16 protein-coding genes are annotated in these 19,070 nt (G+C 71.6%); 11 read left to right on the plus strand and 5 right to left on the minus strand.

Annotated features, from left to right (window positions below):
- Position 1: 1 nt before the first annotated feature.
- From ABT158_RS28620 to ABT158_RS28645, 6 genes are read left to right on the plus strand one after another with little or no spacing between them, the layout of a single operon-like run.
- Positions 2 to 1,252: an ABC transporter substrate-binding protein gene (locus tag ABT158_RS28620; RefSeq protein ID WP_352358510.1), complete on the plus strand. Its 1,251-nt coding sequence runs from the start codon at positions 2 to 4 to the stop codon at positions 1,250 to 1,252.
- Positions 1,252 to 2,097 carry a carbohydrate ABC transporter permease gene (locus ABT158_RS28625; protein ID WP_352358512.1) on the plus strand — a complete coding sequence of 282 codons (846 nt, stop codon included), beginning with the start codon at positions 1,252 to 1,254 and terminating at the stop codon, positions 2,095 to 2,097. The genes ABT158_RS28620 and ABT158_RS28625 overlap by 1 nt, the downstream gene beginning before the upstream one ends.
- Positions 2,094 to 2,903 (plus strand): carbohydrate ABC transporter permease, encoded by an 810-nt coding sequence (locus tag ABT158_RS28630; protein ID WP_352358514.1) that lies wholly within the window; start codon positions 2,094 to 2,096, stop codon positions 2,901 to 2,903. The genes ABT158_RS28625 and ABT158_RS28630 overlap by 4 nt, the downstream gene beginning before the upstream one ends.
- Positions 2,904 to 5,861, plus strand: a complete 2,958-nt coding sequence (locus ABT158_RS28635) for a glycoside hydrolase family 38 N-terminal domain-containing protein (RefSeq protein ID WP_352358516.1) — start codon at positions 2,904 to 2,906, stop codon at positions 5,859 to 5,861.
- Positions 5,858 to 7,090: an enolase C-terminal domain-like protein gene (locus ABT158_RS28640; protein ID WP_352358518.1), complete on the plus strand. Its 1,233-nt coding sequence runs from the start codon at positions 5,858 to 5,860 to the stop codon at positions 7,088 to 7,090. Before ABT158_RS28635 ends, ABT158_RS28640 begins: the two co-directional genes overlap by 4 nt.
- A 9-nt stretch (positions 7,091 to 7,099) precedes the next feature.
- A complete protein-coding gene (locus tag ABT158_RS28645) occupies positions 7,100 to 8,536 on the plus strand; it encodes a S10 family peptidase (RefSeq protein WP_352358520.1) in 1,437 nt (478 codons plus the stop codon).
- On the opposite strand, the gene ABT158_RS28650 is transcribed toward ABT158_RS28645, so the two are convergent.
- The 5 genes from ABT158_RS28650 to ABT158_RS28670 form a co-directional block, all read right to left on the minus strand.
- Positions 8,495 to 9,289, minus strand: coding sequence for a hypothetical protein (locus ABT158_RS28650; RefSeq protein WP_352358522.1), 795 nt, complete (start codon positions 9,287 to 9,289; stop codon positions 8,495 to 8,497). The two genes, ABT158_RS28645 and ABT158_RS28650, sit on opposite strands and share 42 nt — an antisense overlap.
- A 110-nt stretch (positions 9,290 to 9,399) precedes the next feature.
- The gene (locus ABT158_RS28655; protein WP_352318580.1) at positions 9,400 to 9,819 is read right to left on the minus strand and encodes a peptidase inhibitor family I36 protein; all 420 of its coding nucleotides are present in this window, start codon (positions 9,817 to 9,819) and stop codon (positions 9,400 to 9,402) included.
- A gap of 177 nt (positions 9,820 to 9,996) precedes the next feature.
- Positions 9,997 to 10,767 (minus strand): SDR family NAD(P)-dependent oxidoreductase, encoded by a 771-nt coding sequence (locus ABT158_RS28660; RefSeq protein ID WP_352358525.1) that lies wholly within the window; start codon positions 10,765 to 10,767, stop codon positions 9,997 to 9,999.
- Entirely contained in the window at positions 10,764 to 11,774 is a 1,011-nt protein-coding gene (locus tag ABT158_RS28665) for a DUF4432 family protein (RefSeq protein WP_352358527.1), read from the minus strand. Before ABT158_RS28665 ends, ABT158_RS28660 begins: the two co-directional genes overlap by 4 nt.
- Positions 11,771 to 12,940, minus strand: a complete 1,170-nt coding sequence (locus ABT158_RS28670) for a DUF5005 domain-containing protein (protein ID WP_352358529.1) — start codon at positions 12,938 to 12,940, stop codon at positions 11,771 to 11,773. The genes ABT158_RS28665 and ABT158_RS28670 overlap by 4 nt, the downstream gene beginning before the upstream one ends.
- Positions 12,941 to 13,068: 128 nt before the next feature.
- Here ABT158_RS28670 and ABT158_RS28675 point away from each other — a divergent pair, with 128 nt between their 5' ends.
- The 5 genes from ABT158_RS28675 (at position 13,069) to ABT158_RS28695 (ending at position 19,069) form a co-directional block, all read left to right on the plus strand.
- Positions 13,069 to 14,679, plus strand: coding sequence for an ABC-F family ATP-binding cassette domain-containing protein (locus ABT158_RS28675; protein ID WP_352358531.1), 1,611 nt, complete (start codon positions 13,069 to 13,071; stop codon positions 14,677 to 14,679).
- Between the two features lie 64 nt (positions 14,680 to 14,743).
- Positions 14,744 to 15,544, plus strand: a complete 801-nt coding sequence (locus ABT158_RS28680; protein ID WP_352358533.1) for a hypothetical protein — start codon at positions 14,744 to 14,746, stop codon at positions 15,542 to 15,544.
- Positions 15,545 to 15,646: 102 nt separating this feature from the next.
- The gene (locus ABT158_RS28685; protein WP_352358535.1) at positions 15,647 to 17,125 is read left to right on the plus strand and encodes an RNA polymerase sigma factor; all 1,479 of its coding nucleotides are present in this window, start codon (positions 15,647 to 15,649) and stop codon (positions 17,123 to 17,125) included.
- 7 nt (positions 17,126 to 17,132) lie between these two features.
- Positions 17,133 to 17,879: a hypothetical protein gene (locus tag ABT158_RS28690; protein WP_352358537.1), complete on the plus strand. Its 747-nt coding sequence runs from the start codon at positions 17,133 to 17,135 to the stop codon at positions 17,877 to 17,879.
- Between the two features lie 68 nt (positions 17,880 to 17,947).
- Entirely contained in the window at positions 17,948 to 19,069 is a 1,122-nt protein-coding gene (locus ABT158_RS28695; RefSeq protein WP_352358539.1) for a C40 family peptidase, read from the plus strand.
- The last annotated feature ends 1 nt before the right edge of the window (position 19,070 follow it).

Genomic DNA, 19,070 nt, shown 5'->3' on the forward strand with positions numbered 1-19,070 from the left:
CATGTTCCGGTCACGTGTGGCCACGCTCGGCGTGGCGGCGCTGGTCCTGACCGCCTGCGGCGGCAACAGCGCCGAGGCGCCGAAGAAGAAGACCGAACTGACGCTCTACAACGACAAGGGCGCCTGGACGAAATACTTCGACGAGATGGGCGCGCTGTCCAAGCAGCAGATCGGCCTGGGCATGAAGCCGACGGGATACACCGACTCCGCGCAGTACCAGGCCTTCATCAAGGCGTCGTTCCGCACGGACGTGAAGCCCGACCTGTTCACCTGGCAGACCGGGGGGATGCTGACGGAGATCGTCAAGCAGAAGCAGGTGGCCGACACCACGGCCGTCTGGCAGGAGGCGATCAAGGCGGGCGACCTGTCGCAGGACCTTGCCCCGTACTACACCATCGGCGGCAAGCAGTACTGCGTGCCGATGAACGTCGCCTACTGGGGCATGTTCTACAACAAGAAGATCTTCGACAAGTACGGCCTGAAGCCCCCGCAGACGTGGGACGAGCTGGTCCAGGCCGCCGAGACCCTGAAGAAGAACGGGATCAAGGCCTTCTACCACACCAGCGTGCTGTTCTCCTTCGTCTGGTTCGAGCAGCTCCTCGCCGGCTCCGACCCCGACCTGTACGACCGGCTGTCCACGGGCCAGGCCAAGTACACCGACCCGGGTGTGGTGCAGGTGATGGAGAAGTGGAAGTCGCTCATCGACGCCGGATATTTCATGAACCCGGGTGACAAGACCGACCCCGGGGACGTCATGAAGACCGGCAAGGCGGCGATGGTCTCCTTCGGCACCTGGTTCAGCACCAGCATGACCCAGCGCGACCTGAAGTCCGGCACCGACTACGGATTCTTCGTCATCCCCAACGTCAACCCCGCGCTGCCGAAGACCTCGATGATCTTCGAGAGCGGGCCGCTGTGCTCGCTCGCCAAGGGGGCCGACCCCGACTCCAGCATGAAGTACCTCAAGTGGTGGACCACCGCCGACGCCCAGAAGAAGTGGGCCACCACCAGGGGCGACGTGAGCGCCAACCCCAAGGTCGAGATCGCCGACGAAGCGCTCGGCGCGGTCACCAAGGACGCGGGCGGCGGCAAGTACCGCCTGGTCAACCGCTACTTCGAGGCCACGCCGCCGCCGGTGCTGACCGCCGCGCTGGACGGCTTCGGCAAGTTCGTCACCGAGCCCGGCACGTACAAGGAAGTGCTGGACACCATCCAGAAGGCCGCCGACGAGTACTGGGCCACGCATCAGTGATGAGCGCCCGGACCCCGATGCTGGGCCGGTTCAGGCACGGTTACGTGGCGCCCGCGGCCGTGCTGGTCGCGGGGCTGCTCTACGCGCCGTTCCTGTGGACGGCCTACCTGAGCCTCACCCGCTACGACGGCCTGGAGCCCCCGGCGTGGGCCGGCGTGCACAACTTCGTCAAGCTGCTGGACGACCCCGCGCTGCTCACCTCGACCCGCAACACGCTCATCTGGGTGGCCGGCACGATGGTGCTGCCGGTCGGGCTCGGCCTGCTGGTCGCGGTGCTGTCCTACGACATCAAGGGCGGCGCCTGGTACCGGGTGCCGTTCATGCTGCCGTACGCGCTGAGCGGCGCGGGCCTGGCCATGGTGTGGAGCCCGGTGTTGTCCCACGACGGCATCGCCAACCGGCTGCTCGGCGTGGACACCGCGTTCCTGCAGGTCGCGCCGGACAACACGCTGGCCATGCTGCTGGTGTGGACCTGGCAGCAGCTCGGCGTGAACACGTTGCTGTTCGTCGTGGGCCTGCAGTCCATCCCCAAGGAGCCGATCGAGGCCGCCCGCCTCGACGGCGCCTCCGGCTGGCGGCTGTTCCGGCACGTGATCTGGCCGCTGATGCGCCCGCTGACCGCGGTCGTGGTCGGGCTGGCCCTGGTGGCGAGCCTGAAGACGTTCGACATCGTGTGGGTGCTGACGCAGGGCGGCCCGGGACGCAACTCCGAGACGCTGGCGGTGACCATGTACCGCGACACGTTCGTGGCCAGTGACTACGGCTACGGCTCGGCGGTCGCGGTGCTGCTCACCGTGGTCACCGGGCTGGCCTCCTACCTCTACCTGAGGAGGCAGGTGCGGTGATCCGGCGCATCGTGCTCATCGTGCTCGGGCTGATCTGGCTCGGCCCGACCTACCTGCTCGTCGTCAACGCCTCCAGGCCGGCGGCCTCGTACGACCCGGGCAGCGCGTGGGCGCCGTCCGGCGACTTCGCGCTGCTGGACAACTTCGGCCGCGCCCTGGACAGCGCCGACCTGACCGGCAGCCTGGCCAGCACCGCGCTCTACGCGGTCGTCTCGCCGCTGCTCGGCGTGCTGATCGGGGCGCTGGCCGGGTACACGATCGTGGTGCTGCGGCTGCGCCACGGGTTCTGGTGGTTCCTGCTGATCTTCGGCGGCACCGTGTTCCCGTCGCAGATGCTGCTGGTGCCGCTGTTCGTCGGCTACAGCGACGCCGGCCTGTACGACAGCAGGCTCGGCATGATCCTGGTCTACACCGCGATCAACGTGCCGCTGGCCGCGTTCGTGCTGCGCAACTTCTACACGGGGGTCGCGTTCTCGATCTTCGAGGCGGCCCGCATGGACGGCGCGTCCACGTGGCGCATCTTCTGGCGCATCTACCTGCCGATCTCGCTCAGCGCGCTGACGGCGGTGTTCATCCTGGAGTTCACCTTCATCTGGAACGACCTCATCTTCGGCCTGACGCTGACGCAGACCGACAACGTCCGGCCGGTCATGACCGCCCTGGCCGGGCTGATGACCGACGTCTACGCCGGCACCCCGGTCCCCGTCGGCCTGGCGGCGGGCCTAGTGGTCTCGCTGCCGACGGTCGTGCTGTTCCTGGCAACCCAGCGCCTCTTCGCACGGGGCCTGTCCCTAGGGAGTGTTTAGATGACGAGCCGGTTGCTGCAGCGGAGCCTGGGTAGCCCCGACTACGACGGGATCAGGCAGGCGCTGCGCAACGACACCTCGACCCCGGTGATCAGCGCGCGCGGGCTGGAGGTGCGGGTCGCGGTGCTGCCGCTGTTCACGCACGACGGCCGCCAGGCGGTCAGGGTGTCGAGCACGCAACCCCTGACCCACGTGCTGGTGGGCGTCGACAGCGCCTCCGGCACGGACGTGACGCTGCTGGTGCCCGAGGTGGACGCGCCGCGCACGCTCACCCTGGAGTGCCGCGACGACGCCGGCGTGGTCGGCAGCGCGCAGGTCACGGTCACCCCGCAACGCAAGTGGAGCGTGTTCGTCGTGCACCACTCGCACCTGGACATCGGCTACACCGACCCCCAGGGCACGGTGCTCCGCCACCACCTCGACTACCTCGACGCGGCCGTGCGGCTGGCCGAGGAGACCGCCTCCTGGCCGGACGACGCCAAGTTCCGCTGGACGGTCGAGTCGTCGATGCCCGCGCTCAAGTGGCTCGACGCCCGGCCGGCCGGGCAGGTCGAGTCGTTCGCCGCGCTGGCCAGGGCGGGCGTGATCGAGGTGACCGCGCTGCCGTTCCAGCTGCACACCGAGGCGTGCTCGACCGAGGAGCTCTACCGCCAGCTCCGCTTCACCGCCCAGCTCCAGGACCGGTACGGCTTCGCCACCAGGTCCGCCATGCACACCGACGTGCCGGGCGCGGTCGTCGGCCTGGTGGACGCGCTCAACGCCTCAGGCGTGCGTTACCTGGCCGCCGCGCACAACTGGGCCGGGCGGTCGGTGCCGTACCTGCACGGCGGCGACAAGCTGACCAGGCCGTTCCGGTGGCGGGCGCCGAGCGGGAACGAGCTGCTCGTGTGGTTCACCGACACGCCGCACGGGATGGCGTACATGGAGGGCAACACGGTCGGGCTGACCGACTCCTACGAGCTGGCCGACGACCTGCTGCCGCGCTACCTGTCGGCGCTGGCCACGCGGGGCTACCCGTACGGGCCGGGGACGTTCGGGTGGCAGGGGCCGGACGCGCCGCGCGAGCCGTACGAGCTGGACGTGCTGCACCTGCGGGTCCAGGGCGCGCACGCCGACAACGCCGGGCCGTCGATCGTGCCCGCCTCCATCGCCCGCCGGTGGAACGAGACGTGGGCCTGGCCGCGCCTGCGCTCGGCGGTCAACAGCGACTTCTTCGAGCACGTCGAGGAGCGCTACCACGATCGCCTGGCCGTGCACGAGGGCGACTGGACCGACTGGTGGGCCGACGGGCTCGGCTCGGGCGCCCGCCCGCTCGGCTACGTGCGCCGCGCCCAGTCGGCCCTGCGTGTCGCCGAGACCCTGCACACGATCGCCGGCGCGGACGCCACGGACCAGATCGACGAGGCCTACGACAAGGTCGCCCTGTTCAACGAGCACACCTGGGGCGCGGCCAACCCGTGGGAGGACGCCGAGGAGGCGGGCGACTCCGGCGGCCTGCAGTGGACCCGCAAGTCGTCGGGCGCCTACCAGGCCCAGGACGACGCCTCCGACCTGCTGCACGCCGCCACCCGCCGCTTCGCCGCCGCCCTCTCGTCCCCGGACGGGGAAGGCGCGGACCCGGAAGGCGCTCTGGCCGCCTTCGCCGTGTTCAACCCCGGCACCAGGGCGCGGACCGACGTGGTGCGCGCGTTCCTGCCGCGCGACGTGGTGGCCGTGGACGTGCCGATCGCGCTGGTCGACGCCCGGACCGGCGAGACCGTGCCGCACCACGAGGAGTACGTCGATCCCGACGACTGGCCGACCCGTCCGATCGGACGGCACGTGCACGCGGTCGTGCCGGACGTCCCCGGCTTCGGCTACGCGCGGCTGGACGTCGTCCGCGGGCCGGGCCAGGCCCCCGAGCCGGTCGAGCCGGACCTGGACGGCGTGATCGAGAACGAGTTCTACCGGGTCGCCTACGACGTCCGCGAGGGCTACATCAGCTCGATCTTCGACAAGTCCGCCGGCCGCGAGCTGGTCAACGGCGACGCCGCCGCCGGCTTCGGCCAGTACGTCTACGACCGCTACGCCACCGCCCCGCACTTCAACCACCTGTCAGGCCACGTCGGGGCGCACGACAGGACGCTCCTCGGCGACCGGGCGATCGCCCGCAACGCGACGGTCGTCCGGGCTCTGCGCACGGCGGTCGGCGAGAAGCTGGTCGTCGAGCTCCAGGGCAAGGGCGTCGACTGGCTGCGGACCACGATCGAGCTGCACCGGGGCGTCCCCAGGCTCGACCTGACCTACCAGCTCGCCAAGCAGGGCACCCCGGCCAAGGAGGCGGTGTTCCTGGCGTTCCCGTTCGCGACCGGCCCGGCCACGGCCTGGGAGCTGACCGGCGGGGTCGGCGGCCCCGGCGTGCCGCGCGTGCCGGGCTCGGCCGAGTACATGTTGCCGATCAGGCACTGGATCGCCTTCGAGGACCCCGAGCTGACCGTCGCCTGGGCCACCCTGGAAGCGCCGCTGGTGCAGCTCGGCACCATCCACATGCCGTACGCGCCGTTCCCGCCCACGCTCGACCAGGAGGACGGCACGGTCTACTCCTGGGCGCTCAACAACATCTGGGACACCAACTTCCCGGCCCAGCAGCAGGGCGAGACCACCTTCCGGTACGCCGTCACGTCGGCGGCCGGCGTCAAGGGCAGCAGGCTGGGCGCGGCGGCGGCCTCGGGGCTGACCGAGCCGTTCGTCGGCGCGCTGATCACCGGCGGTCCCGGGGCCACCGAGACCTACGCCTCGGTGGACCACCCCGACGTGCTGATCACCTCGATCGGCCGGGTGGACGGCGAGCAGGTGGTCCGGCTGCAGTCGCTGGCCGCCGAGCCGGTGACGGCGACGGTCACGGTCCCAGGACGGGATCCGGTCGAGGTCCGGCTGCCCGCCTGCGGGGTCGCCGTCGTCGGAGGGAAGCGCGCGTGAAGATCGTTGACATCCGGGCCACGACGGTCGCCGTCCCGCTGGAGGCGCCGCTGCGGCACAGCAACGGCGCTCACTGGGGCCGGTTCGTCCGCACGATCGTCGAGGTCGAGGCCGACAACGGGCTGGTCGGCCTGGGGGAGATGGGCGGCGGTGGCGAGAGCGCGGAGTCGGCCTTCCGGGCGCTCGTCCCGTACCTGAAGGGGCACAACCCGTTCGAGCTGGAGGCGCTGCGCTTCAAGATCGCCAATCCGACCGCCTCGCTCTACAACAACCGCACCCAGCTCCTGGCCGCCGTCGAGTTCGCCTGCCTCGACCTCGTCGGGCAGCACCTCGGCGTGCCCGTCCACGACCTGCTGGGCGGGCGGCTGCGGGACACGGTCCCGTTCGCCTCCTACCTGTTCTTCCGGTACGCCGCCGACGGCCACCCGGAGATCCGCACCCCCGCCCAGCTCGTCGAGCACGCCGCCCGGCTCAAGCAGGCGCACGGGTTCACCGTGCACAAGCTCAAGGGCGGCGTCTTCCCGCCGGACTACGAGCTGGAGTGCTACCGGGCCCTGGCCGAGGCGTTCCCGGACGACCGGCTCAGGTACGACCCCAACGCCGTCCTGTCGGTGGCCGAGGGGCTGCGGTTCGGCCGGGCCATCGAGGGGCTGAACAACGACTACCTGGAGGACCCCGTCTGGGGCATGGAAGGGCTCAGGGCCGTCCGGGAGCAGGTCAGGGTGCCCCTCGCCACCAACACGGTGGTCGTCAACTTCGAGCAGCTCGCCTCCAACGTGCTGCGCAGGTCCGCCGACGTGGTGCTGCTGGACACGACGTTCTGGGGCGGGGTCCGGCCGTGCGTGAAGGCGGCGGCGGTGTGCGACACGTTCCAGGTCGGGGTGGCCGTGCACTCCTCGGGCGAGCTGGGCATCCAGCTCGCGACCATGCTGCACCTCGGCGCGGTGCTGCCGAACCTCACCTACGCCGCCGACGCCCACTACCACCAGCTGCGCGACGACGTGATCGAGGGCGGCCGGCTGCCGTACGCGGACGGCGCCATCGCCGTGCCCTCCGGGCCGGGGCTCGGGGTGCGTCTCGACCCCGATCGCGTGGCCCGCTACGCCGAGTTCTACCGGGAGACCGGCGGCTATCCCTACGACCGCGACCCGGGTCGTCCCGGCTGGTACGCCACCGTCCCGAACGAGCGCTTCGCCGACCCCGCGATCTCGGTGGACGTTGCCCCATAATTGGCCGCTATGTCCGACGAAGTACAGACAAAGAAGCCCGCCGACAACCTCGTCACCACCCGGCACACCCTGCCGACCGGCCAGGGGTACACCGCCACCACCGGAACCATGGTGGTGCGCGAGGAGGTGTTCACGGACGGCACGTTCGACGGCCACCGCCCGAAGGCCGAGGTGTTCCTCACCTCCTACACCCTCGACGACGCCGACCCGCTGACCAGGCCGGTCACGTTCGCCTTCAACGGCGGGCCGGGGTCGTCGAGCGTGTGGCTGCACCTCGGCATCCTCGGCCCGCGCCGGGTCGTGATGGGGGACGCGGGCGCGCTCCTGCCGCCGCCGTACGCGCTGGCCGACAACGACGAGACCCTGCTCAAGGTGAGCGACCTGGTCGTCATCGACCCGATGTCCACCGGCTACTCGCGGGCGGCCGAGGGCGAGAAGGCCGAGCCGTACCACGGGTTCCGCGGCGACCTGGAGCTGGTCGGCGAGGTGATCCGGCTGTGGACGACCAGGAACGCGCGGTGGATGTCGCCGAAGTTCCTGGCCGGCGAGTCGTACGGCACGGTCAGGGCGGCCGGGCTGGCCGACCACCTGCAGTCGCGGTACGGCATGTACCTCAACGGCGTGATGCTGATCTCCTCGGTGCTCGACTACGCGACCGGGGAGTTCAACGAGGGCAACGACCTGGCCTACGCCCTCTATCTCCCGACCTATGCCGCCATCGCGCACTATCACGGGCTGCACGGCGACCGCCCGCTGGCCGACGTGCTGCGCGAGGCCGAGGAGTACGCCTCCCGGGACTACCCGTGGGCCCTGGCCCGCGGCAACCGCCTCACGGCCGAAGAGCGCGCCGCCGCGGTCTCCAGGGTCGCCGCGCTGTCCGGCCTGTCCGAGGACTACGTCGACCGCGTCAACCTGCGCATCGAGCACATCCGCTTCTTCACCGAGCTGCTGCGCGACCGCCGGCTGACCGTCGGCAGGCTCGACGGCCGCTTCACCGGCTGGGACCCCGACGGCGGGCGCGAGCACTTCGTCTCCGACCCGAGCATGAACGCCATCACCGGCCCCTACAGCGCCGCGCTCAACCACTACGTGCGGACCGAGCTGGGCTACGCCAACGACCTGCCCTACGAGGTGCTCACCGAGCGGGTGTACCCGTGGTCGTTCAAGGAGTTCGAGGGCGTGCACGTCAGCGTGACCGACCGGCTCGGCGCCGCCATGCGCACCAACCCGCACCTGCGCGTGCACGTGGCCTGCGGCTACCACGACGGCGCCACGCCGTACTACGCGGCCGAGCACGCCTTCGCCCACCTGCCCGTGCCCGCCGAGCTGGCCGCCAACGTCGAGTTCAAGTACTACGAGGCCGGCCACATGATGTACGCGCACGAGCCCAGCAGGCTGCGCCAGTCAGCCGACCTGGCGGCCTTCGTGCTCGGACAGCAGGCGTGAGGCGCGCTCCAGCCGCTGCCGCAGGCTGGCCGCGAGCGCGTCGAAGCGTTCCCGGTTGTCCCGGATGACCGCGCGCTGAAGCTCGGCGTCGGCCGTGAACCAGGCGGCGACCAGGCCCGACGACCACTTGCAGGTCGTGTCGGCGACGGCCGTGGCCTTCTCCTCCTCGCTCACGTCCGGCTTCTCCAGGTTCCAGCGGGAGTCGGCGATGGCCGACTCCGGGTCCGGGTAGGGGTGGCCCGCCTGGGTCATGCACGACTGCCAGCGCCTGGTCGCCGCGGCCACGCCGCCGTGCTTGGCGGCCTGTTCCAGGGTGAGCGAGTCCTGCAGGCCCAGCCAGGGCCAGTCCGCCTGGCGGGTGCCGCCCTCCAGTTCGGCGGAGGCGCGGTCGAGGCAGCCGCGGTCGGCGGCGGTGCCGTACAGGCGGTGGCGGGTGTGCTTGGGCAGCTTGTTGACCCAGGAGCCGGTGGTGTCCGGGGACGGGGGCCTGGCCAGGTGGTAGCCGTACCGCTGGGCGGCCGAGACGTCCACGACGCCGTAGCGGCGGGAGTTGCCCGGGTCGATCGCCGCCAGCTCGGCGGCGTCCTCCGCGGGTGGGGTGACGGTGAGGCCGCGGCGGCTCATGCACCGCACGACCAGGTGGTTGTGGGCATTGCCCAGGACGGCCTGCTGCTCGGGAGTCGGCTTGTAGGCGTCGAACGGCAACACGAGCTGCGACACCGAGGTCACGCCCGCCGGGGGCCGCTCTTGCACGGGCTCGCCGGCGGCGCAGGCCGCGACGGACAGCAGCAGCGCGCCCGCGAGGAGGCCGCGACAGCCGGTTTCCGGCGGCCAAGCCCGGAAACCGGCACTCCCGTTATTTCTCAGCGGCACCAGATGTCGATCGAGCTGGTGCGGTTGTTGCCGATGGCGTTGTTCGACAGGTAACCGTCGTTGGAGTTGTGGGTGAAGGTGCTGTGCGCACCGGTGTAGTCGGCATGCTGCCAGAGGGTGGCGCTGCAGCCGATCCGGTTCCTGACGGAGCTGGTCTCGTTGTCCATGCTGTGCCAGGTGTTGCTGAAGTCCCAGTTCAGCCAGTTGTTGTCGGCCAGGTCGGAGTCGTCGGCGGTGAAGTCGCGCCAGTGGTCGCTCTGGCCCCGGTTGTAGTCGAAACCGGCGTACAGGCAGACGCGGCCGCCGTAGCACGTCGAGCGTGGGCTGGCCTCAGCCGCGGCAGCCGGGACGACCACGGTGAACAGCGCGGCCGCGGCGATGAAGCCGGCGGCCTTCTTGGTGAGCCTCACAGGTCTCTCCTAGATCGGTGAGTCGTTTCGGAACCCGTACCAAGCGTGCTGTGAGGGGGCTCGGGACCCACCCTCGAATACACGCAGAGACCTTGGTTACCAGGCTCACCACCTGGCACTTCGCCGCATTGACGCAACGATTGCCAGGTTCGGGAGGCGACTGGGGACTTACTCGACCTAGTCGGGGAGCGCCGCCGGGTTCCGGGCCAGCAGGCCGCCGTCCACGCGGTGCTCGGCCCCGGTGATGAACGACGAACGCGGCCCCGCCAGGAACGCCACCAGCTCGGCCACCTCCTCGGCGCGGCCCACGCGGCCCAGCGGATGGGCCTTCCCCCACTGCTCGACCTGCTCCTCCTGCGACAGGTCGCCCCGCCACAGGTCGGCCGCCCAGCGCAGCATGGGGGTGTCCACCGAGCCGGGGCAGACCACGTTGACCCGGATGCCGTCGGCCGCGTGGTCGAGCGCCATGGCCCTGGTCAGGCCGTTCAGGGCGGCCTTGCTCGCGGTGTAGGCGGCCACCTGCGCCTGCGAGGAGAACGCCTGCACCGACGACATGACCACGATCGAGCCGCCGCCGCGTTCCCTGAGCCTCGGCACGGCGGCCTTGCAGGTGAGGTAGACGCCCTTGAGGTTGACGTCCATGACCTCGTCCCACACCTCCTCCGGGGTGTCCTCGACCGTGCCGTACCGCTGGACGCCGGCGCAGGTGACGACGACGTCGAGGCCGCCGTACCTGGTCACGGCCAGGTCCACGAGGTCGCGCAGGTCGCCGGCCCGGCGCACGTCGGCCACGACGCCGGTGACGTGCTCGCTGTCGAGCGCCGCGTCCTGGTCCGCGCCGCAGAACACCACGTTCGCGCCGCCGTCGGCCAGCCGGTCGACCACCGCCCGCCCGATGCCCATCGATCCGCCGGTGACCAGCGCCACCTTGCCGGAAAACTCACTCACGCCAGCACCTCCGCGCGCCATCTCGACACCTTGGTCTCCTGCGGTCCGAGTGACAGGGCGCTGCCGTTGGCCACGGCGGCGGCCAGGCCGTCGGTCGGCATGCCGGCGAACGGTTCGAGCCCCAGCGTGCAGGCCCGTCCCCACCAGGGGTAGCCGGTGGACGCGCCGAGCTCCTGCCACATCCACAGGTAGGGGAGGAGCGCCGCATCCCACTCCACCCGGATACCGATATCCCCTGAAATTTCGTACCAACCCTCAGGGAAACCCGTGAGGTACACGATGTCGCTCGGCCCGCCCCGCTCGGGCACCACGCTCAGGTCCGTCTCCCCGCCCCCGTCGGCGGGCACCACCGGCCACCGCCACGGCCCGCCGGCCCGCACCCGGCGCCCGGACGGGCCGATCGGCGTCGCGTGCGGGATCACCCGCACGCCTTCCGGCAGCCGGATCCGCGCGCCCGCCCGCAGGAACGGCGCCCCGAACACGATGTGCTGGCCCCACATCGCGTGCAGCGCGAGGTCCGCCTCGTTGGTCACGCGTCCCTCGACCTCCAGCGCGGCCGTGCCCGCCCGGAGCCGGAACACCTTCTCCACCCGGTACGGCAGCCGCCGGGTCCGCACGGTGAGCCGCACCGCGACCTCCTCCTCGCAGTCGGCCACCACCTCGCACGACCACGGCAGCCCGGCGACCTCGCCGTGCTGGGCCAGGCGCGCGCCCCGGTACTCGCTCGGCGCGCCGCCGTTGGGGAAGACCTCCTGCCAGCCGCCCTCGTAGTGGTCGACGAACTGGGCGACGTCGTCGGCCGCGCCGTGACGGTGGTCACGCGGGTCGCGCAGGCCCTGCGGGGAGAGCCAGACGAAGTCGGTGTCGGTGGGCTTGTGCAGGAACTCCACCACGTCACCGCCCTTGTCCGGCAGGACGGTCACGCGCAGCCGTTCGTTCTCCAGCGTGACCGCCCGCAGCCCGTCGAGGGTGAGGTGGCGCAGGCGCGCCGCCCAGTTGCGCCTCACCCGAACGTCACATCCAGGAACCTGGGCCGGTAGATGGACACGTCCCGGTAGTGGTCGGTGTTGACGAAGCTGTTGACGTTGTAGGAGACCACCAGGCCGGTCCCGGCGACGTCGGGATGGGCGTGGGCGTTGTAGGTGAAGACGTTCCCGCTGGTCTCGGGGGTGGTGTAGACGTGCTGCTTGCCGGTGAAGGGGCCGGTGGGCGAGCAGGAGGAGTAGGCCACGATGTTGGGGCTGAGCACCTCGGTGGTGTCATGCGTGATCAGGACATATCCGGATCCGACCTTGGTGACGCTGTACTCGTTCGCCACCCCGCCCATGATCCGGGCCGAGTCGGTCTCGTCCGGCGACCACGAGCCGTCGGCCGTGCGGAACTCCCACGTGCCCAGCAGGCTCTGGCCCCTGACCCGGGCGAGGTGCATGTACTTGGCCGAGCCGAGGTCCTCGACGCCGTACACGTAGGTGTAGCCGCCGTCCTTCAGCAGGCCGGAGGCCCAGGAGACGCCGTGGCCCGAGGGCAGGTCGTGCACGCTGACCGGCTGGTCGAGCCGGCCGGGTGCGAACCTGGCCACCACGTTGCGGTGCCAGCGCCAGTCCCACGCGCCGGGGCCGAACCGCTCGTACTCCTGGTAGGTGACCTCGACCAGGCCGCCGGCCAGCGTGGCGTCCCCGGCCCAGAACCAGTGCTTGTCGTCGCGCGGCGGCATCACGGCCTCCGGCTTCGCGGCCGTGCCGTCGTGGACGGTGGACAGCCGCCCGTCCCGCTCGACGGCGAAGGAGTTGTTCAGGAAGACGGTGCTGCCGCCCTCCTCGACGACGGGCGGCCGGGAGCCGTCGGCGTCGACCCGGCCGAGGAAGGTGTCGGAGAACACCCACAGCTCACGGCCGTTCGGCAGCTTGAGCGAGTAGGTGCCGTCGGCTCCCGTCCAGTCGTCCAGGCGGCTGTTGTCGTTGCCGTACGAGGTGAACAGGCTGGTCAGCCGGGCGTCCACGGACGCGCCGCGCACGGTGGGCGCGCACGCCGAGACCGGCCCGGACGGTTCCCGCGTCACGCCGGCCGACGGTGGCACCGGCTTGGGCGGCGCGGCCCACGCCTGCTGCGGGACGGCGACCAGGCCGAGCAGGGCGACGGCGAGGGGGACGAGGGAGGAGCGGAATCGCGTCATCACCGGTTCCTAGGGGCTGGGGGAGTCCCGTACAGTTCTAGTCATTAGATCACTTGCTGTCCAGGGCCCCCGGTTCACCGGCCGAAAACCGGGTGCCGGTGGTCGCGGGCGGCCGGTAGCCTGCCCGGATGGGCCACGTTGAAGTAGGACATCTGACGTACGTGCTGCCCGACGGCAGGCCACTGCTCAACGACGTCTCCTTCCGGATCGGCGACGGTGTCAAGGCGGCGCTCGTCGGGCCCAACGGCGCGGGCAAGACCACCCTCATGCGCCTGGTCGCGGGCGACCTGGAGCCCGTCGAGGGCAGCGTCACCAGCTCCGGCGGGCTGGGCGTGATGCGCCAGTTCATCGGCAACGTGCGCGACGGGAGCAACGTGCGCGACCTGCTGCTCGGCGTCGCCCCGCCGGCCGTGCGGCAGGCGGCCGAGCGGCTCGACGCGGCCGAGCTGGTGATGATGGAGCGCGACGACGAGAAGGCGCAGATGCGCTACGCGCAGGCCATCAGCGACTACACCGACGCCGGCGGCTACGACATCGAGGTGCTCTGGGACACCTGCACGGTCTCGGCCCTCGGCGTGCCGTTCGACCGGGTGAAGTACCGCGACGCGGCCACCCTGTCCGGCGGCGAGCAGAAGCGGCTCGTCCTGGAGGCGCTGCTGCGTGGCCCCGACCAGACCCTGCTGCTCGACGAGCCCGACAACTACCTCGACGTGCCCGGCAAGGAGTGGCTGGAGCAGCAGCTGCGCGAGACGTCCAAGACCGTGCTGCTGGTCAGCCACGACCGCCAGCTCCTCGCCAACGCCGCCGACCGCATCGTCACGGTCGAGTCGGGCAACATCTGGATCCACGGCGGCGGCTTCGCCGGCTACGCCGAGGCCCGCAAGGCCCGCAACGAGCGGCTCGACGAGCTGCGCAGGCGCTGGGACGAAGAGCACGCCAAGCTCAAGGCCCTGGTCAACATGCTGAAGAACAAGGCCAGGTACAACGACGGCATGGCCGCCCCCTACCACGCGGCCCAGACCCGGCTGCGCAGGTTCGTCGAGGCGGGCCCGCCCGAGCAGGCCCCCGCCGACCAGAACATCAAGATGCGCCTGCGCGGCGGCCGCACCGGCAAGCGCGCGGTCATCTGCGAGGGCCTGGAGCTGACCGGCCTGATGCGCCCGTTCGACCTGGAGATCTGGTACGGCGAGCGGGTCGCCGTCCTCGGCTCCAACGGCTCGGGCAAGTCCCACTTCCTGCGCCTGGTGGCCGGCGAGCCCGTCGCGCACACCGGCGTGGCCAGGCTCGGCGCCCGGGTCGTCCCGGGGCACTTCGCCCAGACCCACTCCAGGCCCGACCTGCTCGGCCGCACCCCGGTCGAGATCGTGATGAGCGAGCACGCCAAGCTCAAGAACGAGGCCATGAAGACGCTGGCCCGCTACGAGCTGGCCGGGCTGATCGCCGAGCAGCGGTTCGACACGCTGTCCGGAGGCCAGCAGGCGCGGCTGCAGATCCTGCTCCTGGAGCTGTCGGGCGCCACGCTGCTCCTGCTCGACGAGCCGACCGACAACCTCGACCTGGCCAGCGCCGAGGCGCTGCAGGTGGGCCTCGACGCGTTCGACGGCACGGTCATGGCGGTCACCCACGACCGCTGGTTCGCCGCCGACTTCGACCGTTTCCTGGTCTTCGGCTCCGACGGCACGGTCTACGAGTCGTCCGAGCCGGTGTGGGACGAGACGAGGGTCGTCCGGAGGCGTTAAAGAGTTGGTACGCCCGGCGCGTGTCATCTGCCAGCCGTGCCCATGCACGGGTTATCACGGCAAAGTGATCCCGCGTAGCCGAACCGTCAGCCTCCTCGCACTCGGGGCGATCTGCCTCGCCGGTTGTTCAAGTGAGGACCAGCCAGCCCAATCGCTCAAGCCGCTCGTTCTCAAGGAGCAGGTCTCGAACATCGCCAAGTCCACCGACGGTTACGCCGTCAACTGGGCGGGCGTGCTCACCAACGCCAATCCGTGGCACTTCGGCGAGCATGTGGTGGCCACCATCGTGGGCCGCGACGCCGCCGGCACCGAGGTGGTGCGGATGGACCAGCCGCTCGACGCCGTGCCGCCGGGCGGCTCCCTGGCCTTCACCGGCCAGGCGTCCGCCGCCGAGAAGCCGGTGAAGGTGACCATCCAGTACCGTCCGGCGCAGTGGCGGTCCGCCGCGCGCATCCCGTCGTCGTTCCAGTCGTTCCCGATCACGCGCGTCCAGACAATGCGCCAAAAGGACGGCTCTTACCTTATTACCGGCTATGTCGGGAATCCGTATCAATTGCCGGCGAGCAGCCTGGTGGTGAACGCGTTGCTGCGCGACGCGACCGGCAAACTGCTCGGCGGCGGCAGCACGTTCGTGGACGACGTCAAGGCCGGCAGCCCGCCCAGGTTCATCCTCACCGTGGCCGGACTGCCCAAGGACAGCAAGGTCGTCAAGACCGACGTCACCGCCCGGACCTGGGGCTCGACCGGCCGTCCCTACGAGGACCTGGCGATGGGCGGCGCGCTCCCGGTGCACACGGTCAAGCCCACCTCCGAGCCGTTCGCGGTGGACCGGGGGAGCGAGGCCATGGGACAGGTAAAGCAATAATCGGGATTAGTCCGAACAAATTGCTTGGGAAATTGGCGGGGTCGCGGTAGAAGCGGCGGAACCGGTAGAACTACTAGTTACCGATCCATTACCTTCGGTCACATGAATGACCGCGTCCTGGTGGAGGCACTCCGCACCCGCGACCCGGGAGCCCTCGCCGCGCTCTACGACACGCACGCGGAGAGCGTCTACCGCTACTGCTGGTCCCTTCTCCTCGACACCGACAGCGCCCAGGTGGCCCTGCGTGACACGCTGATCGCCGCCGAGGCGCACGCGGGCGCGCTGGCCCAGCCGGACAGGTTCAGGGTCTGGCTGCTCGCCCTGGCCCGGCAGGAATGCCTGCGCCGCCGGATGGCCGCGCCGCCCGGAGCCGACGAGGTCCTGGCAGAGGCTCCGCCGCTGGACGACCCCGCCGACGCCGACCTGCGGCTCATGGCCTGGAACGCGGTCGTGAGCCTGCCCGTCGCCGACCGCGAGGTGCTGGAGCTGGCGACCAGGCACGAGCTGGACACCGCCGAGCTGTCCCAGGTGCTCGCGATCCCGCCGCGCCAGGTCGAGCAGGCCAGGGAGCAGGCGCGCGATCGTCTCACCGACGCCGTCACCGCCGAGATCCTGGCGCGCAAGGGCCCCTACGACTGCCCGCGCCGGGCCCGGATCCTGGCCGGCTTCACCGGCGACCTCACCAGGGAGATGCGCGAGCACCTGGTCGGGCACGTCGCCCGCTGCGAGGTCTGCGCCCCCCACCGCGCCCGCCAGGCCTCGGCGGCCAAGGTCTTCGGCCTGCTGCCCGCCGCCGCGCTCCCCGAGGCCCTGCGCATCAGGGTCATGAGCTGCTTCGCCGACCCCGAGCTGCTGCCCTACCGCCGCTACGTCGCCCGGCGCACGGCCGCCCTGGACGCCGCCGGATTTCCCGTTCCCACGCAGACGGCGGCTCGAAGGTGGCCTCAGGCGGTGGCGGGCGCGCTGGCGGCGGTCGCGACCGTGGTGGCGATAGCAGTGATCTTCAACCAGTTCGGCAAGGACAACGGCGGTCTCGCCGGGGTGGCGACGGCCGCGTTCCCCGCCACCGGCGAGCCGCCCGGCATCAGACTGCCCTGGCAACCCGACCCGCAGGACGCCCAGTTGACCGTAGAGCCCATCCTCGACAGCGCCGCGCCCGAGCCGTTCGGCATGCTCGGCTCGACGACGCCGGTGCCGCCGGCCGTCCTCGTGCCCACGTATGCGAGCTCGCCGCCCGCCGAATCCGCGCCCGGCGAGCCGCGGCCGACGCCCGACGGCCCGCCCCAGACCGACCCGCCGGGCGAGGACCCCGGCGAGCCGACGTACGGCCAGCCCGGCCAGCCCGGCCTGCCCGGCCGTACCGGCCACCCGGGGCATCCGCCGCACGGTGAGCCGGGCCGTCCGCCGCACGGCGAACCCGGCACGCGCCCGCCCACCCGGACCCCGCCGGTGCCGACCCCCACCCCCGCCCCGACGCCCACCGAGACGCCCGCGCCGACCACCACGCCCTCGGAGACGGCGACGCCCGCCCCCACGCACACCCCCACCGAGGAGCCCGTCACCCCCGTCGAGAGCGGCTGAGCACCCCGTGGAAGCGCGGGAGCCGCACCACGTCGGGCTCGCCGAGGGGGCCGTGCAGGTTCTGGAGGTGCGCCAGGACCGGGTCGCCGAGCGGGGCGTGGAGGCGTTCGAGGTGCGTCAGGATCCGCATCTGGGGCGCCGGGTCTGCCCGATGCCCGTCCCGGGGCGGGTGGCCGAGCTGGTGCCGAGGGGGCACCGCGTCGACTGGCCGACCTGGCTCGACCGCGGCCCCCGCATGCTGCGCCACGTGCTCGACCTGTGCCGCCTGCGCACCGCGCGCGGGCTGGCGGTGCTGTCCTGGCTGGCCGGCGGCCCGCAGCCGGACGAGCTCGACTGGTTGTGGGACGCCCGCCGCCTGACCGGCCCCCGCCAGGACCGCATGTACGCCGCCGCCGCCGACGTCCCCGAGCCCGTGCTCGGGCTGGTGACGGCCAACTGGACCTGGGTGCTCGACACCTGCCACGGCGGCCGGGTCACCGCCCCCTACCTGGCCGGCACCGCCTACCCGGGCGACGGTCACGCCGCCGCCGACGCCGCGATGACCCTCTTCCAGACCTACGACCGCCATCCGGAGGCCAGACCGGCCATCGCGGCGGCGTGGGCCGCGGCCCGCGTGACCGCCGACTGGTGCAAGGCCGCCGAACTGCACGCCGCGTACGGCGTCCAGACCCCCGTCTTCACCTACCCGCGGGCCGCCCGGCCGGTGGTCACCGGAATGCGTCCGTGGATAGAACGGCTCTTCCGCCTGCGGTGATGACGTTACGTGCATGAAAGCGCTGGGAACTGTGTGCATAGAGTAACCATCTGTTTCCGGGGGGACCTATGCGCGCATTTCGGGCTGGGCTCCTGGCGTGCGTCCTGCTGGCCACCCTGTGTCCGCTCACTCCGGGCTCGCCGGTGCTGGCCGACCCCATGCCGTCGGCCAAGGACGTCAAGAAGGCGCGCGCGGCCGCCCGCGAGCGCTCGAAGGAGCTGGGGGTGGCCAGCGCCGGGCTGGCCGTGGCCCAGTCCAGGCTCGACGAGCTGGCCGCGGCCGTGGAACGGCAGGTGGAGGCGTACAACGGCGAGCTGGTCCGGCTGCGGCAGGCCGAGCAGTCGTACGCGCAGGCCCAGGCGCGTCAGGCGGCGGCCGACGCCGAGGCCGAGCGCGCCCGGCAGGCCGTCGCGCTGCTCGCCGCGCAGAGCTACGGCGGGATGACGGCGCTGGACCCGATCGTCGGCATGCTGATCGACGAGGGCGGCGTCGACGGGTTCCTGCACCGGGCGAGCGTGCTCGGCCAGCTCGGCGACGAGCGGGCCCAGATCCTGCGCAGGATGCGCGACGCCCAGGAGGTCGCCGCCATCCTCCGGACGCAGGCGCGGAACGCCTACGACGCCCGGCAGGCCGCCTCGGAGCGCGCCCGGCGGGCGAAGCTGGCCGCGGAGGCGGCCGTCGCCCGGCAGCGCCGCGAGACGCGCACCCTCCGGGTGGAGCGGCGGCAGCTCCAGCATCGGGTGAACGCCGCCCGCAGCCACGCCGAGCTGCTGGCCAGACGGCGGGCCCTGGCCCTGTCGGCGGCCGGCCTGGCGGCGGGCTCGGCGGGCGGCAACCTGGCCGCCAACTGGGCGCTGACCCAGCTCGGCAAGCCGTACGTGTGGGCCGCCGCGGGCCCCGACACCTACGACTGCTCCGGCCTGGTCATGCGCGCCTGGGAGCAGGTGGGCGTGCGCCTGGACCACTGGACCGGAACCCAGTGGACGTCCGGCCCGCACGTGCCGCTGGACCAGCTCCGCCGCGGCGACCTGCTGTTCTTCGGCCGCATCACCGACGACCCCGGCACGATCCACCACGTGGGCATCTACGTCGGACAGGGCCAGATGGTGCACGCGCCCCAGACCGGCGACGTGGTGCGGGTCGCCCCGATCTGGAGAGGGGACCTGGTGGGCGCCACCAGGCCCCAGTGAG

The organism is Nonomuraea sp. NPDC001636, from assembly GCF_040298265.1.
Classification (GTDB): domain Bacteria; phylum Actinomycetota; class Actinomycetes; order Streptosporangiales; family Streptosporangiaceae; genus Nonomuraea.

What these genes read in the sequence shown, in the direction of transcription:
- ABT158_RS28620 (WP_352358510.1), top strand. Translation starts at nt 2, where the DNA reads ATGTTCCGGTCACGTGTGGCCACGCTCGGCGTGGCGGCGCTGGTCCTG.
- ABT158_RS28625 (WP_352358512.1), top strand. Translation starts at nt 1,252, where the DNA reads ATGAGCGCCCGGACCCCGATGCTGGGCCGGTTCAGGCACGGTTACGTG.
- ABT158_RS28635 (WP_352358516.1), top strand. Translation starts at nt 2,904, where the DNA reads ATGACGAGCCGGTTGCTGCAGCGGAGCCTGGGTAGCCCCGACTACGAC.
- ABT158_RS28645 (WP_352358520.1), top strand. Translation starts at nt 7,100, where the DNA reads ATGTCCGACGAAGTACAGACAAAGAAGCCCGCCGACAACCTCGTCACC.
- ABT158_RS28670 (WP_352358529.1), bottom strand. Translation starts at nt 12,940, where the DNA reads ATGACGCGATTCCGCTCCTCCCTCGTCCCCCTCGCCGTCGCCCTGCTC.
- ABT158_RS28675 (WP_352358531.1), top strand. Translation starts at nt 13,069, where the DNA reads ATGGGCCACGTTGAAGTAGGACATCTGACGTACGTGCTGCCCGACGGC.
- ABT158_RS28685 (WP_352358535.1), top strand. Translation starts at nt 15,647, where the DNA reads ATGAATGACCGCGTCCTGGTGGAGGCACTCCGCACCCGCGACCCGGGA.
- ABT158_RS28695 (WP_352358539.1), top strand. Translation starts at nt 17,948, where the DNA reads ATGCGCGCATTTCGGGCTGGGCTCCTGGCGTGCGTCCTGCTGGCCACC.